Below are 14,264 nucleotides of genomic sequence, written 5' to 3' on the forward strand. Positions count from 1 at the left end.
AGGCGAGACTAGGACCGGCTCGGCGCGGGGTCAAACCAGCGGTCTCCAACTGGTCTTCCTTCGGCATCTCCGGAAGCGGGTCGGGGCCCTCGTCGGCGATCGGTCCTTACTAGGATGCGCACATGGCGCAGACGCGCGGCACCGGACGGGTCGCCCTCGTGACCGGCGCCGGCCGCGGGATCGGCCGGGCGACCGCGCTGATGCTCTCGGCCCGAGGCGATCGGGTCATGGGGGTCTCGCGGAGCGAGGAGGAGCTCGCGGCCCTCGCCCGGGAGGCTCCGATCGAGACCTTCGCGGGGTCCGTCGCGACGCAGGATGGCTGCCAACGCATCGTCGAGGAAACGCGCGAGCGCCTCGGGCCGATCGCCGTCCTCGTGAGCAACGCAGGGATCGGCAGCTACCACGAGCGGGTGATCTGGGAGCAGGATCCCGAGGTCTGGCGGGGCTCCCTCGCGGTCAACCTCGACGCCGCGTTCCACCTGATCCGCCTCAGCGCGCCCGACATGATCGGTGCCGGATGGGGTCGCATCGTGATCGTGAGTTCCACCGCCGGCCAGGTGGGCGGACCGGCGTCGTCGGCCTACACGGCGGCCAAGCACGGGGTGATCGGATTGATGCGGTCGGCCGCCCAGGACCTGATCCCGCACGGGATCACGTGCAACGCCGTGTGCCCCGGATGGGTGAAGACGGCGATGGCCGACGCCGACGCGGCGACGCAGGCGCGGGCGACGGGGCTGACGACCGACGAGGTATGGGAGGCGCACGCGCGCTCCTATGCGGCGGGGCGCGTGATGCAACCCGAGGAGATCGCCGACGTGATCGGATTCCTGACGTCCGACGGAGCGACCGCCCTCAACGGGGAGGCGATCACGGTGGCACTCGGCGGCCTCTGGTAGTCAGCGGATCGCCGAGAGCACCGCCGTCGCCACGAGCACGAGCGCGACACCGGCCCATTGGCGCGCCAGAAGGCGCTCGTGCAACACGATCGCGGCGAGGACCACGGCGACGGTCGAGAACTGGGCGGACACCACCGCGACGACGGCGACCGATCCGATCGAGAACGCGTACGAGAGCGAGACGAAGCCGATCGTGTCGAGGATCGCGGCGGAGACGACGGCGTTGCGGATCGTCGGGTCCAACCGCGCCCGGGCGCGCTGGGCGGCCACGATGACGCCCAGGATCACGACGCCCGTCACGCGGTAGGCGAGCACGGCCCAGAACACCCCGACACGCTCCACCGACAGCGCGAGCCCGATCGTGTAGAAGCCGAGCACGAGTGCCGACGGGACGGCCCAGGCCACGCCGGTGGTCCCCCAGCCCCGCCCGGCGGAGGCGAGCACGACCCCGGCCACCGCCGCACCGAGGCCCACGACCTGCGGCGTGCTGAGCTCCTCGCCGAGCAGCACCACCGCGAGCACCGCCGCGAGCCCCGCGTTCATCGCGACGGTCGGCGAGACCACCGAGAGCTTGCCCACCCGCAGCGCCTGCCAGTAAAGGAGCGAGCCGATCACGGCCAGGACCCCCGGGACCGTCGCGAAGGCCCATCCCGAGAGATCGGGGACCGGCTCGAGGGCTACCGCGAACGGCAGGGTGAGCGCGACACCGAGCGCGCTCATCCAGAGCCCGAGGACGAACGCGGTGGTGCGCTTGGCCGCCCGCAACAGCAGGACCTCGAGCAGACCCCAGGCCAGGGCCGTGATCAGCGCGAACGCGACGGCCATGGCTCAGCGTCGGGCCGGCACCCTCGACCTCACGCCGAGGACGTCGACCGATGCACGATGCGCGCCAGCTCGCTCACGGTGCCGGCCGGGTCCGCCGCGCCCCAGACGTTCCTGCCGAACGCCACGCCGCTCGCCCCGCTGCGCATCGCCACCGAGACGGCGCCGAACAGGGAGTCCCGATCGGAGGTGAGATCGCCTCCGGCGAGGATGACCGGCACGCCGAAGGCCGCCGCCTCAGCGACCGCTTCCGGGGGCGTCGGCATCGTGGTCTTCACGACGCGGGCGCCCAGCTCCACCGCGGTGCGGGTCGCCGCGGCGATCGCCACGGGATCGTACGGGTCGGGGAACCGCTCGCTCTCGACCGGCATGATCTCGCAGACGTACGGCAGGCCAGCTCGGTCGGACGCCGCGGCGACCTGCCCGGCCGTACGCAGCGCGTCCAGCTCGAAGTCCGCACCGAGCTGCACGAACGTGAGCACGGCGGCCGCGCCGACGCGCAGAGCATCGTCGACCGTGTAGGCGGGCACGTACTCGGTGAGCGGGTAGTCCCCGCCGACGGTGACCGTGGTGACGTCGAGTTTGAGGATCGGCGCGGCGCCGCCGAAGGCATCGGGCACGTCGCGAACGGTCCCGTAGGCGGCGATGATCGCGTCCGCACCGGCGTCGACCACCGCTCGGATCGTGCTCGCCCGGTCTTCCAGTCCCGCGCAGGGCCATGAGTACAGCGGGTGGTCGACGGCGACGACGACGGTGCGCCCGTCGGCGGCGAGCGGGGCGCTCACGCCGGCGCCTCCTGGGTCACGACGAACACGGTCTTGAGGACGCGGAACGCCGAGCGCCCGATCAGGGCGGCCTCCAGATCGTCGAAGGAGCATCGGGCGGTCACGAGCTGCTCGAGCCGCAGCTCCCCCGAGGCCAGGAGCCGCGCTGCCTCGTCGTACCGTTCGCGACGCTGGTTCGGCGGCGATCCGATCCACTCGCTCCCGACGAGGGCGATCTCGCGGTAATGCAGGTCGTTGACGTCGACCGGCACCACCGGGCGATCGCCGAACCCGGCGAAGAGCACCACCCGCCCACCCGTGGCGCACGCCGCCACCGCGGGAGCGACGAGATCCGGGTCACCCGCGCACACGATCACCGCATCGGCGCCCCCGTCCTCGCGCACGACGTCGACCCACCCCTCGGGCTCGAGATCCTCGGCGGCGCCGAAGGCTCGAGCGAGCTCACGCCGCTCGGCCTGCGGTTCCACCGCCACCACGTGCGCACCGGCCCGGGTCGATACGGCGATCATCTGCAACCCCATCGAGCCGGCCGCGACGACGACCACGCGCTGACCGTCGCGCACCTGGGCTTGATCGGTCACGGCATGCAGGCAGTCGGCAAGCGGCTCCAGGAACACCGCCCGCTCGACAGGAACGTCGTGGGGCAGCCGCGTCGGCCCGCACGACCACGGCCCGGGGTCGACGGGGATCGTCGTGAACTCGGCGTAGCCGCCGTAGGTGTCGCCGTAGACACGGTCACCGATCGACCATCCCGATACCTCGGGGCCGACGGCCTCCACCCGGCCCACCCACTCGTGGCCGGGGTTGAACGGATAGGTCCCGTCGTTCACCCCCACGCGGTACTTACGGGCGTCGGTCGCGCAGACGCCGTTGGCCTCGATGCGCACGAGCAGCTCGCCGGCGGCGGGCGCCGGCACCTCGAGCTGGTCGATCCGGAGGTCCTCGAGCCCGTGCAGCCGGGCCGCGCGCATCGTGGCACCGCTCACACCGACGCTCGGTCCTCGGCGAGCGCCCCCAGCCGGTGCATCCGGTCGGCGAGGGCCTCGTACATGCCGCCATAGACGGCGGCGAGCTCCTGCCACCGTCCTCGAGCGTCCGCATCGGGCTCCACGATGCGGCCGCCCGGCGGTGGCAGCGGCGCTCCGATCGCGGCGAACCCCGCCCGAGCTGCGGCCGCGGCATCGGGAAGGTCGACCGCCGTGAGCGGCTCGCCCAGGGCGTCGGCGGTCGCCCGCACCCAGGCTGCATCGCGCACACCGCCACCGGCGACGGTCCACGGGGCCCCGCCGCGCACGGGCTCCAGCCGGTCGGCCAGGTCCAGGGTGGAGAGGACGACGCCGTCGAGCACGCCTCGGTAGATCTGCGCGAGCGTGGTGCTCGTCGTCAGGCCGAGCATCGCTCCGCGCGCCGCGGGGTCCCACACCGGCGCGCGCTCACCGTCGAGATACGGGATCGCGAGCACCCCGCCACCGCCGGGTTCCATCGCGCCGGCCTCCGCGACGACGCGCTCTCGATCGGCATCGGCTGCGAGCGACGCCCCCCAGCCGAGCGCTCGTCCGGCGGTGGACGTCCAGCCCCCGACGAACCAGCCGGGTCCGACGTGAGGGCTCGAGCGCAAGCCGTCCGGCGCATCCGGCCCCTCGCGCACGACCCCCACGATGACCGTGCTCCCCAGCAGGATCGCGGCCGAGCCCGGCTCGGTGACCCCGATGCCGGCGAGGTCGACGAACGTGTCGTAGGTGCCGACGGCGACGGGGGCCCCCGGGGCCAGGCCCAATCGCTCGCCGATCGCCGGGGTGAGTTCGCCGGCGACCTCGATGGGTTCGCGTGGATCTGGCACCGGGACCCTCGCCGCTTTCCCCTCGACGACGTGGTCGGCGGCGGTGATGCGGTCCATCACCGGGCGCCCCACGAACGTGCCCACGACGAACCCGGCGACGTCGACCACCCATGCCGCGCGCGACGCGAGGTCGGCGGGCAGGGCCTCGACCCACTCCGGCACGGGGTCGATCGGGAACAGCGGCGACGACGCCAGCGGACGAAGGTCGGGGTCGATCAGCACCGGCGCCGGCCCGAGCGCCCCCACGCCGATCGCATCGACCTCGGTACACCCCGCGGCGCGCACCGCGGATCGAGCCGCCGAGATGGACTCGTCGAGCCAGGAACCCGCGTCGTGATGGGTGCCCCGCGACGTGCGCCGGAGATCCCGGCAGGGCGCGCGGCCGGATCCGAGCACCTCGCCCTGCGAGGTCATCACGACGGCCCTCGCGCCGCTGCTGCCCTGGTCGATGCCGAGCGCCACACGTTTCGCCGTCACGCGCCGAACACTACCGATTATCGTCACGGTGGAGCCATACCGGTTCGATACCGGTAGCTCGGTCGGATACTCCTCGTCTCGCCACCAGAGCGACTCACGTGGAGCGACCGTGTGTTACGTCACTGACCTTCTGTGACTTCCCAATCGAGGTTGCCCTGGTCGTCCCTCTGGGTGACGACGATCGTGTACGTGGTGTCGGATCGACCCTCGGCGACGCAGTCGAACGACGCGCCCGCTTCGAGTTCCACCGTCGGACAGTCGACCGTGCGCAGCTTCGTGTCCGTCTGCAACTCGATCTGATGCTTGAGTTCCTGTTCGAGCCCATCCGTGTCGAGCGTCTCGACGGCACTCGAGGGCGGCGTGTCACCTGACGCGTCATCGTCACCGGCACAGCCGACCAGGCCGGCCAGCAGGAGGCACACGGTCACCGCTCGATGCACTCCCACACGATGACACAGCGAGTCGCACGGTGCCGCAGCGATCCGCGAGCCGCTCAGACTTTCCTGACCTTCCAGATGTGCTCCCCCGGGAAGTCACGCGCCCACTCGAGCGTCGTGTAGGTCGTGAAGGTCGTCGAGGCGTCGGGCGTCGGGCGGAGCTCGATCAGGTCTTCGATCACGAACCCGGCCCCACGGAACAGCCGGATCCATTCCCCGTATCCCACGTACCACTCGACGCTGGGAAGGTCGTCGTGGTACTCGGATCGGCCGAGCTCGAAGTACGGGCGATGCAGCGTTCGGTCGGGGGGTGAGTCGTCGTCGGGCCAACCGACCGCCACCCATGGCGTCGCGATGTTGAACGCCAGCACACCGCCGGAGCGAAGCACCCTCGCGCACTCCGGCATCGTGACGTGCGGGTCGGTGAAGGAGGTCGCGCCGTGATCGCACACCACCAGGTCGAAGCTGGCATCGGCGAAGGGAAGCTCCTCGGCGCTCGCACGCACCAGCGGGAACCGCACCCCGGTACCGGCGACGTTCGCACGGGCCGTGGCGAGCTGGTTCGCCGAGAAGTCGAGCCCGATCACGTCCGCACCGCGCCTCACGAGGTTGATGCCGAACTGTCCGGCGCCACAGCCGAGCTCGAGCGTGCGGAGACCCGTGATATCGCCGAGCGCATCGATCTCGTCCTCGGGGATCGCCCACGTGCCCCAGACCACGCCGTCCCACCGATTCAGCTGCGAGGCGTTGCGGGCCTGATACTCCGCGCTGTCAGCCTCCCAGCTCGCGAGGTTCTTGCGGACGTCGTCCCGGCTCATAGGCGAAGCCTAGTGGGTGGCAACCTGCCCCGATCAGCTCGACCTGCACGTCGCGATGCTGCTGGCACCGCGACCGCCGGGCGGTGTGCCCGGACGCTCGCGCCTTCAGTTCGCTGGGGATCGGGCCGATTCAACGAAAGGATGGGCACTCGTGGACCGGCGAGCGCCCGATCACCACGTATGCCACTCGCCGGGGGAGGTGGCGAGAGATGGGCAAGAGCTCGAAGAAGAAGCTCGAGGCCAGGCTGACCGAGGCGGATGCAGGCCTTCGCGATCTCGAATCCACCCGGGCAGCCCTGACCGAGGAGCTGCGATCGGAGCGCGAGCGTCACGCCGAGGAGACGACCGCGCTGCGACGCGAGCACGAGCAGCTCGTCGAGATCAAGCGCTCGACGCAGGAAGAGCTGGCCCGCGTCGGCGAAGAACTCACCGCGACTCGCGTGGCGCTCGAGAAGGCGACCGAGGAGCAGTCTCGTCTCGCGGCGGATCTGCGCGACCGGGACGAGCATTCACGCACGCTGCTGCAAGACCTCGACGACGCCGTGGAAGCGGCGCTCGGGCAGCTGTCCGGTGCGCTGATGCGGATGCGTGACGCCGCTCCGGCCGCCGCGAGCGTCTCCACGGAGGATGAGAGCATCCCCGAGGCCGCCCCCGTCTCCACGCACACGAAAGCTCGGGCATCCGACGACGCGACACCGGTGGACGAGGAGGCCCCCGAGCCTGACGCTCCCATCGAGGTTGCTGAGCCTGCCGATCCTCCCGGCGAGGACGACGACGCGGGCTCCTACGAGGTCGACTGGTACCGCTTCCTCAAGCACACGCAAGCGCATGACGACGAAGGCGCTCCGCCCCCCGCCTGACGTTCACGGGATGGCAGCCCAAGAAGCTACGCGCCGGTCCTGTCGCTGACCGGAAGGATCCCTTCCACGGTCGTGCCGACGCCCGCGGTCGACCTGACCTCGATCGAGCCGTCGAGTGCGGCGATGCGGTCGGCGATCCCCTGGAGGCCGGTCCCGTACGACGATGTCGTCGTGTCGAACCCGACACCGTCGTCGGTGACGACGAACCGGAGCGCTCCCTCGCCGTCCGAGAGCGACACGGTGGCCCGCGAGGCGGAGGCGTACTTCACGACGTTCTGCAGGGCTTCCAGGCAGGAGAAGTAGACCGCCGCCTCGGCCTCGCGGGCGTAGCGCCCGATGCCGTCGCCCGTCACCGTGACCGGCACGGCCGACTTGCGAGCCTGCGCCTTGAGCGCCGCGATCAATCCCTGATCGGCCAGCAGCGGCGGATAGATCCCGCGGGCAAGGTCGCGCAGTTCCTCCAGCGCCTCCGTCGCGTCTTCCTGCAGCTGCCCGGCGATCGACTGGGCCTGGGCCGGCTCCCGCTCGACGAGCCTCGCCAGCAGGCCGAGCTTCACGGTCAGCGCCACGATCTGCTGTTGCGCGCCGTCGTGCAGGTTCCGCTCGAGCTTCCGGCGCTCCTCGTCTTGCGCCGTGACGAGGCGCTGACGTGACGAGCGGAGCTGCGCGATCGTGTCCATGAGTTCTTCGGTGAGCCCGGCGTTCCGCATCACGAGCCCGGCCTGCGCGGCCAGGTCCCGGACCAGCTTCTCCTCCGTCGCCGACAGGTTGTCTCCCGGGCGCTTCTCGATGGTCAGGGCGCCGAGCAGCTCTCCCCGGTGCCGGACGGGCTCGGACATGGATGCGCCCGCCACGACCCCCTCCTCGACCGACGACGCCGGCCGTGGTGGGAGGGGCTCGGCGTCTTCGGGCCAGGTCGCCTCGGGTCGCAGCTCCTGCCCGACCCTCACCCAGACATCGGCTCGGGCGGCGCCGGTGCCTTCCCCCAGCGCACGCGCCATCCTGGGCAGCAGCTCCTCGCTGGCGTACGTCTGCCCGACCCGCTCCGAGAACTCGGAAAGCACCTCGTAGGGCGTGGCGCGCTTGCCGTAGACGAGCCGATCGGCGAGGCGCTGCGCCCGTCGCCGGAGCGGCTGGAACGCGAGGGCGACGATCGCCGCCGCCGCGGCCGACAACACCGGGCTGGCCCGGCTGCCGACGAGTGTGCCCACACCGACGACGATCGCCACGTACACGAGCGTGATGAAGACCGCGAGGGCTCCGAACAGCACGGCTCGGTTGATCACGACGTCGATGTCGAACAGCCGGTACCGGAGCACCGACACACCGATCGCGAGTGGGATCAACGCGAACGACACGATCACGAGGTTCTGCGCCCAGGTGAGCCAGCCCGGGTCACCTTCCCCGCCCCACGAGCTGCCGAGCGACACGAACATCATTCCGGAGTAGAGCAGCGCCACGAACGCTGCGGCCGTGAGCAGCCACCGCAGCTGGAGGCGCTCGACGCCGGTCGATCGACGGAACCGCAGGACGAGGGCGATCAACGATCCGAGGACCCCGATGGGGATCACGGCGATCAGGAACTGTGCCGCCCTGAGGAACGGGCTGATCGCCTCGATGCCGATCGGGTTCGCGGCGCCGGGCACCGGCGACTCTTGCATCGGCGCGGGGTCGAGCAAGATCGCGAAGAAGACCACGGCCAGGGCGACCCCGAGCACCCACGCGAACCATCTCCACCGCGGCGAGGGCAGATGCCCGTCCGGGAACAGCAGCAGCAAGAACGTGACGGGCAGCACGACGATCGGGATCCAGCTCGGTTGATCGAACGCGATGAGCACGAGCCCCGCGTCCTGACGGCCGGAATGGATCAGGTAACTGCCGAGCTCACTGGCGACCGCCGTCACGCCGAAGAAGACGCCCATGCCCAGCATCAACCACCCGATCGAGTTCTCGGGTCGGCGCGACGCCAGCACGTAGCCGATCACCGGGAACATCGCGAACGCCAGCACGAAGCCGATGTCGCTGAGCGGGGAGTCGGCGGAGCCGGCGGGGCGGATCGCAGTGTCGAGGAACGCGAAGCCGAGCCCGATCGCGAAGCCGCCCAACGTGAGCCCGGCCAAGACCCGTGCGAGCGGCAGGTGGCGGCCACGCGCCGCGTCGGTGAGATGAGCACGTTCCGACAGCACGGGAGGATGTTCGCACGGCGCGGGTCGGCGCCCCAAGGGCGCCCACCCGAGGATCCGCCGGGAGGCAAGCCTCTCGCCGGCGCGGGTGCCACCACGCGAGACGAGGGGTTCCCTAGCGACGCCGGAGCAACCGCTGTCCCCCTTCACGGACGATCCGACCGATGGGGGACGGAGGAACATGCGCGGTCGCGAGGGTCAGCCCCTCCGACTCCGCTCGGTCGAGCCACGCGGCCCGTGTGCGGCTCCCCTCCTCCGGATCATCGTCGCCCGGTGAGCGGAACCCGGGGTCGTTCAGCTGGAACGTGAAGTGCAAGAGGTCTCCGGTGAAGAGCACCCGTTCGCCGCCGGCGTCCAACAGAACGCACCGGTGTCCTGGGGTGTGACCCGGCGCGTGTCGCAGGCTCAGGCCGGGCGACAACTCGCGGTCCTCGATCGACGTGTCGAGCTGTCCCGTTGACTCGAGAGGGGCGATCGCCTCGGCGAACTCCCGGACGTCCTCCTCGTCGACGAAGCCTCGCATCCACGCGACGTCGGCATCATGGAGGTGGTACCGGGCATTCGAGAACCGCGGCACCCATCCGCTCGACGACGGCGTCGTGTTCCACCCTGTGTGGTCGGAGTGGACGTGGGTGAGGATGACGTCGTCAACGTCGTCCGGCACCACGCCGAGCGCTGCCAGTTCGTCCGGCAGCGTCCCACCGACGCCGAGCCATCGTCCGAAGGCCGAGTCGGGCGGGCCGACGCCCGTGTCGATCAATGTCAGGTGCGTCGGCATACGGATCAGGAAGCAATGGTCGCGGAAGTGCCACGCGTCGGCAGTGAAGTCGTCCGGATACCTCGCAGCAAGGGACCCTGATCCGCCGGGTGGAAAATCGCCGCTCCCATCGAACACCTCGGCGAGCGGGATCGACGTGTCGACGTCGAGGATCGCTGTGATCTCGACGTTTCCGACGGTCAGCGTCGGGGCGGCCATCGGAGAACCCTACCCGGGCGCATAAAGGGTCGATGTGTTGTGTGGCGGCAGAACTCGTACCGTAGGGTCTTCGCGACGATCGGAGGGGACATGAACCTCGGTGAGCGGCTGCGAACGATCATCATCGAGCCGATCGAGCTGGCGACCGACGAACCGGACGACGCCGCGACCGAAGCGCCGATCCCGGAGCCGGGACCCCAGCCGGTGCCTGCTCGCGCGTCGAACTGAGCGATGAGTCGGTCGCGGATCCCCGACGGGATCTCCCCGATACCGGCCTATCGGGCGTGGAGCTACGACTTCGACGATCTGGCCGGGGCGCTGCATCCACTCGGCCGAGCAGACGACGGCATCTCTCCCTGGCTGGGAGCGGCCTCACGCTGGGTGTCCGCGTCCTGTGGGCGGAGGACCCCGGATCACTCCATCCACGAGCAGGTGCCCAAGGAGAACTGCTCGTGTGGGTTCTACTCGGTGAAGTCGTTGTCGGCCCTCCGGGAGATGTTCCCGTATGGCGGATCCAACCTCGTCCTTGGACGCGTGCTGCTCGCGGGCAAGGTCATCGAGTTCGAGTGGGGCTACCGCGCCGAGCGCGCACGCATCATCGAGTTGCTGCCGTGGAGGGGGACGGAGAACGTCGTCGAGCGACTCGCCGCGTGCGTGGGCGCGCCCGTGGGTCGAACGGTCGATCCACTCGAACTCGTCCCGCCCGACCGGGATCCTTCGTCACCTCGTCGACCGCTTCGCGGCTGGGTCCGGGCACCGCTCGCGGACTGCATCGCGAGCGCGCGCGCGGCCTGATCGAACACGAGGCGCCGAGCGGACTCCGGCAGGAGTTGACGAACGTCCGTCCCGGCTCGCGGGGAGATACCGGAACCGGGTACGGTTCGACGTGCCCGCCACATCTGTGGAGTCGCCGTGAGCATGAGCGACGATCCGATCAGCTTCGCGCGTGATGCGCTGGAGCGGCACGCGTGGAGGGACGCTTACGAAGCGCTGATCGAGGCCGACCGGACCGATCCCCTGCCGGGGGCAGCGCTCGAGATGCTCGCCTGGGCGACCTACTGGACGGGTCGTCCCGACGCGACCATCGAGGCGCTGGAGCGAGCCTACGCCGCATACCTCGACGAGGGCGAACGGGCGCAGGCGGCCATGATGGCGTACCGACTCGCGGAACAGCACGGCATGCGCATGTCGATCCCGCTGGCGCAGGGCTGGGGGCAGAAGGCGGCCCGCCTCGCCGAGGAGGATGCGACCTGGCCGGTGCACGGCTGGTTGCTCTGGATCCAGGGCCTGCTGCTGTGGATCATGGAGAAGGACTACGCCGGAGCGATCCAACGCTATGACGAGGCGCTCGCGTTCGCCGAGCGCAGCGGCGACCGCGATCTCGCGGCGATGAGCCTTCACGACAAGGGCCACGCGCTCTGTCTGCTCGGCGACGTCGCGACGGGCATGCCGCTCATGGACGAGTGCATGGCGACGGTCGTCGGCGGTGAGCTCGATCCCGCCGCCGCCGGCTACATCTACTGCGGCATGATCGGGATCTGCTCGAAGCTCGGCGACTACGGGCGTGCGAGCGAGTGGACGGAAGCGACGCTCCGATGGTGCGAGCGCCGGTCGGTGCCGGCGTTCCCGGGCGTGTGCCGGATCCACCGTGCGGAGCTGAAGCTGTTGCACGGCCACCTGCACGAAGCGGAGGCCGATGCCCTCGCGGCGTGCGAGGAGCTCCCTCGCTACAACTTCGTCTCCGGACAGGGTCCTGCCCACTACGAGATCGGCGAGGTGCGGCGTCAGCTCGGTGACTTCGTCGCCGCCGAGGAGGCCTACGCACGAGCCGAGGCGTTCGGCAGACCACCTCAGCCGGGTCGGTCGCTGCTGCGGTTGGCCGAGGGCAAGGTGGATGCCGCCGCGTCGGGCATCCGCCAGGCGCTCGACGAGCAAGGCGCCGATGCCTGCTCACGGGTCCGGCTGCTGGCCGCGCAAGTCGCGATCGCCCTCGCGAGCGACGACGCCGAGACGGCGACATCCGCCGCGGACGAGCTCGACACGCTCGTCGAAGGGTTCCGTACGGCCTCACTCAGTGCGATGGCTGCCGCCGCGCGGGGTGCGCTGCTCCTCGCAGGGGGCGACGCGGCAGGCGCCATCCCGATCCTGCGGCGAGCTCGGGTCAGGTGGCAGGAGGTCGAAGCGCCGCTCGAGGCAGCTGATGTCAGCGTGCTTCTGGCGGAGGCGTACGCCGCCGGCGGAGATGACGATGCGGCGCGAGCCGAGGCGCGATCGGCACGGGACACGTTCGAACGCCTCGGCGCTCGCCCGGGTGCGGCGCGAGCCCGGCGCCTGCTCGATCGGCTCGCGCTCGAGGAAGAGCGCCCGGAGCGGGTCACGCGAGCGTTCATGTTCACGGACATCGCGCGGTCGACCGACCTGATCGGGGTGATCGGCGACGACGCCTGGGAGGACCTGCTCACCTGGCACGACCGCACCCTTCGATCACTCTTCGCTGCGCACGGCGGCGACGTCGGACATCCGACAGGGGACGGGTTCTTCGTCGCATTCCCCGGCGCGCGGTCGGCGCTGGGGTGTGCCGTCGCCGTGCAGCGGGCGCTCGCCGAGCATCGACGGTCCGAAGGCTTCTCACTGTCGGTCCGCATCGGCATCCATGCCGGCGAGGCGACGCGACGGGGCGAGGACTACGGCGGAGCCGAGGTGCACCGAGCGGCGAGGATCGCGGCGCTCGCAGACGGGGGCGAGATCCTCGCGAGCCGTGCCACGATCGTCGGGGCGGGATCCGAGGTGCCGTTCACGGAGACCGGAGACGTCACGCTCAAGGGGTTCACCGAACCCGTCGCGCTCGTCCGCGTCACCTGGCGCTAGGTCGCGCACCTCAGATCGGACTCCCCCCGCACGCACCTCGCTGCGTATGTACCTTGACAGTTACGTACCCGACTCGTTACATTCACGTCATGGAGATGCTGCTGCGTACGCTGGCCGATGACAACCGACGGACGGTGCTCGAGGAACTCCGAGTGCGTCCGGCAACGGTCAACGAGTTGGCGGCGGTCCTGCCGATCGCGCGCCCTGGCGTGTCACGGCATCTTCGGGTGCTGCGTGAGGCAGGTCTGGTCGAGGTGCGACGCGACGCGCAACGACGGATCTACAGCCTGCGACCGGAGCCACTCGCCGAGCTCGATGCCTGGCTCAGCCCCTACCGAGCCTTGTGGCATGGCCGGATGAGCGCCCTCCACGAGGAGATCGATCGTGGAAAGAGCGAAGGAAGGAGCACCCGATGAGCAACCACGTGCAACCGGCAAGCCCTGTGCTGGGCAGCGTGCATGCGGACGGTGACGGTCGAGGGACGGTTCGGATGGACAGCGTCTACGACACCGCGCCCGACGACCTGTGGTCGGCGTTGACCGAGCCACCTCGCCTGGCGCGATGGATCGCGAACGTCGAGGGCGACCTGCGGGTCGGCGGGACATTCTCGGCCAGCTTCACGAGCGGCTGGGAAGGCCCAGGAGTGGTCGACGCCTGCGTGCCGCCGAAGCGGCTCCTCGTGACGTTGGACCCCGAAACGAGCGATGAGACCACGATCGAGGCGACGCTTTCGCCCGAGGGCAGCGGAACACGCCTCGTGGTGGAAGAGCGAGGCATCCCCCTCGACGAGATCGGCGCCCACGGCGCCGGCTGGCAGGTCCACATGGAGGACCTGGGCACATACCTATCCGGTGACGAGCCGACCGGGTGGCGCACTCGGTGGATCGAGCTCACGCCTACATACGAGGACTTGTCTCACGGGCTCGAGTGAGTCCGACGACGAGCGGCGACGGGCGCAACCGCTCCCGCATCCGTCTGGGGCGACCCGGCGGTTACTCGAAAACCCCGCTGTATCGTTGGGCGCGATGTATTCCGAGCGAACGATCACGGCTCCCGACGGGCGGTCGCTGCGCACTGCCGTCACCGGCCCCGAGGACGGACTCGCGGTTCTGTGGAACACCGGAAACCCGGGCGCCTTCCTCTCTCCGATCGACGAGGAGACGGCGGCGGAGAACGTTCGCGTGGTCACGTACGACCGACCCGGCTACGGACGCTCGACCCCGAAGCCCGGTCGCCGAGTGGTCGATGGTCCTGCCGACGCCGAATTGGTGCTCGACGCATGGGACGTTGAGGGGTGCGCGA

At 70.4% G+C, this 14,264-nt stretch carries 16 protein-coding genes; 8 read left to right on the forward strand and 8 right to left on the reverse strand.

Features of this window, described 5'->3' with window-relative positions; all coding sequences use genetic code 11:
- Positions 1 to 122 precede the first annotated feature (122 nt).
- Positions 123 to 896: an SDR family oxidoreductase gene (locus VFI59_04215; protein ID HET6712897.1), complete on the forward strand. Its 774-nt coding sequence runs from the start codon at positions 123 to 125 to the stop codon at positions 894 to 896.
- Here VFI59_04215 and VFI59_04220 read toward each other — a convergent pair whose 3' ends face one another.
- The 6 genes from VFI59_04220 to VFI59_04245 form a co-directional block, all read right to left on the reverse strand.
- On the reverse strand, positions 897 to 1,721 hold the full coding sequence (locus tag VFI59_04220) for an EamA family transporter (GenBank protein ID HET6712898.1): 825 nt from the start codon (positions 1,719 to 1,721) through the stop codon (positions 897 to 899).
- Positions 1,722 to 1,750: 29 nt separating this feature from the next.
- Positions 1,751 to 2,503 (reverse strand): hypothetical protein, encoded by a 753-nt coding sequence (locus VFI59_04225; protein ID HET6712899.1) that lies wholly within the window; start codon positions 2,501 to 2,503, stop codon positions 1,751 to 1,753.
- Positions 2,500 to 3,489: a zinc-binding dehydrogenase gene (locus tag VFI59_04230; GenBank protein HET6712900.1), complete on the reverse strand. Its 990-nt coding sequence runs from the start codon at positions 3,487 to 3,489 to the stop codon at positions 2,500 to 2,502. Before VFI59_04230 ends, VFI59_04225 begins: the two co-directional genes overlap by 4 nt.
- Complete coding sequence (locus VFI59_04235; protein HET6712901.1) at positions 3,486 to 4,820, reverse strand: FGGY-family carbohydrate kinase; 1,335 nt, start codon at positions 4,818 to 4,820, stop codon at positions 3,486 to 3,488. The genes VFI59_04230 and VFI59_04235 overlap by 4 nt, the downstream gene beginning before the upstream one ends.
- A gap of 119 nt (positions 4,821 to 4,939) precedes the next feature.
- Entirely contained in the window at positions 4,940 to 5,248 is a 309-nt protein-coding gene (locus VFI59_04240; GenBank protein ID HET6712902.1) for a DUF4333 domain-containing protein, read from the reverse strand.
- Positions 5,249 to 5,313: 65 nt separating this feature from the next.
- A complete protein-coding gene (locus VFI59_04245; protein HET6712903.1) occupies positions 5,314 to 6,075 on the reverse strand; it encodes a class I SAM-dependent methyltransferase in 762 nt (253 codons plus the stop codon).
- Positions 6,076 to 6,284: 209 nt separating this feature from the next.
- Between VFI59_04245 and VFI59_04250 the strand changes: the two genes are divergently transcribed.
- Positions 6,285 to 6,935 (forward strand): hypothetical protein, encoded by a 651-nt coding sequence (locus VFI59_04250; GenBank protein HET6712904.1) that lies wholly within the window; start codon positions 6,285 to 6,287, stop codon positions 6,933 to 6,935.
- 26 nt (positions 6,936 to 6,961) lie between these two features.
- Here the strand turns inward: VFI59_04250 and VFI59_04255 are convergent, their stop codons facing one another.
- Positions 6,962 to 9,121, reverse strand: coding sequence for a histidine kinase (locus VFI59_04255; protein HET6712905.1), 2,160 nt, complete (start codon positions 9,119 to 9,121; stop codon positions 6,962 to 6,964).
- 112 nt (positions 9,122 to 9,233) lie between these two features.
- Positions 9,234 to 10,094, reverse strand: coding sequence for an MBL fold metallo-hydrolase (locus tag VFI59_04260; GenBank protein ID HET6712906.1), 861 nt, complete (start codon positions 10,092 to 10,094; stop codon positions 9,234 to 9,236).
- 90 nt (positions 10,095 to 10,184) lie between these two features.
- Between VFI59_04260 and VFI59_04265 the strand changes: the two genes are divergently transcribed.
- The 6 genes from VFI59_04265 to VFI59_04290 form a co-directional block, all read left to right on the forward strand.
- The gene (locus VFI59_04265; GenBank protein ID HET6712907.1) at positions 10,185 to 10,322 is read left to right on the forward strand and encodes a hypothetical protein; all 138 of its coding nucleotides are present in this window, start codon (positions 10,185 to 10,187) and stop codon (positions 10,320 to 10,322) included.
- A gap of 3 nt (positions 10,323 to 10,325) precedes the next feature.
- Positions 10,326 to 10,889: a hypothetical protein gene (locus VFI59_04270; GenBank protein HET6712908.1), complete on the forward strand. Its 564-nt coding sequence runs from the start codon at positions 10,326 to 10,328 to the stop codon at positions 10,887 to 10,889.
- Positions 10,890 to 11,012: 123 nt separating this feature from the next.
- Entirely contained in the window at positions 11,013 to 12,962 is a 1,950-nt protein-coding gene (locus VFI59_04275; GenBank protein ID HET6712909.1) for an adenylate/guanylate cyclase domain-containing protein, read from the forward strand.
- Between the two features lie 89 nt (positions 12,963 to 13,051).
- Positions 13,052 to 13,378, forward strand: a complete 327-nt coding sequence (locus VFI59_04280) for a metalloregulator ArsR/SmtB family transcription factor (GenBank protein ID HET6712910.1) — start codon at positions 13,052 to 13,054, stop codon at positions 13,376 to 13,378.
- Positions 13,379 to 13,452: 74 nt separating this feature from the next.
- Entirely contained in the window at positions 13,453 to 13,893 is a 441-nt protein-coding gene (locus VFI59_04285; protein HET6712911.1) for an SRPBCC domain-containing protein, read from the forward strand.
- 94 nt (positions 13,894 to 13,987) lie between these two features.
- On the forward strand, positions 13,988 to 14,264 hold a 277-nt coding region (locus tag VFI59_04290; protein ID HET6712912.1), incomplete at its 3' end, for an alpha/beta hydrolase.

This window comes from Actinomycetota bacterium, from assembly GCA_035697485.1.
In the GTDB taxonomy this organism is placed as follows: domain Bacteria; phylum Actinomycetota; class UBA4738; order UBA4738; family HRBIN12; genus JAOUEA01.

Bases quoted from the DNA above. Each gene is read 5' to 3' on its own strand.
- VFI59_04215 (HET6712897.1), top strand. From the start codon at position 123: ATGGCGCAGACGCGCGGCACCGGACGGGTCGCCCTCGTGACCGGCGCC.
- VFI59_04220 (HET6712898.1), bottom strand. From the start codon at position 1,721: ATGGCCGTCGCGTTCGCGCTGATCACGGCCCTGGCCTGGGGTCTGCTC.
- VFI59_04245 (HET6712903.1), bottom strand. From the start codon at position 6,075: ATGAGCCGGGACGACGTCCGCAAGAACCTCGCGAGCTGGGAGGCTGAC.
- VFI59_04250 (HET6712904.1), top strand. From the start codon at position 6,285: ATGGGCAAGAGCTCGAAGAAGAAGCTCGAGGCCAGGCTGACCGAGGCG.
- VFI59_04260 (HET6712906.1), bottom strand. From the start codon at position 10,094: ATGGCCGCCCCGACGCTGACCGTCGGAAACGTCGAGATCACAGCGATC.
- VFI59_04265 (HET6712907.1), top strand. From the start codon at position 10,185: ATGAACCTCGGTGAGCGGCTGCGAACGATCATCATCGAGCCGATCGAG.
- VFI59_04270 (HET6712908.1), top strand. From the start codon at position 10,326: ATGAGTCGGTCGCGGATCCCCGACGGGATCTCCCCGATACCGGCCTAT.
- VFI59_04275 (HET6712909.1), top strand. From the start codon at position 11,013: ATGAGCGACGATCCGATCAGCTTCGCGCGTGATGCGCTGGAGCGGCAC.
- VFI59_04280 (HET6712910.1), top strand. From the start codon at position 13,052: ATGGAGATGCTGCTGCGTACGCTGGCCGATGACAACCGACGGACGGTG.
- VFI59_04285 (HET6712911.1), top strand. From the start codon at position 13,453: ATGGACAGCGTCTACGACACCGCGCCCGACGACCTGTGGTCGGCGTTG.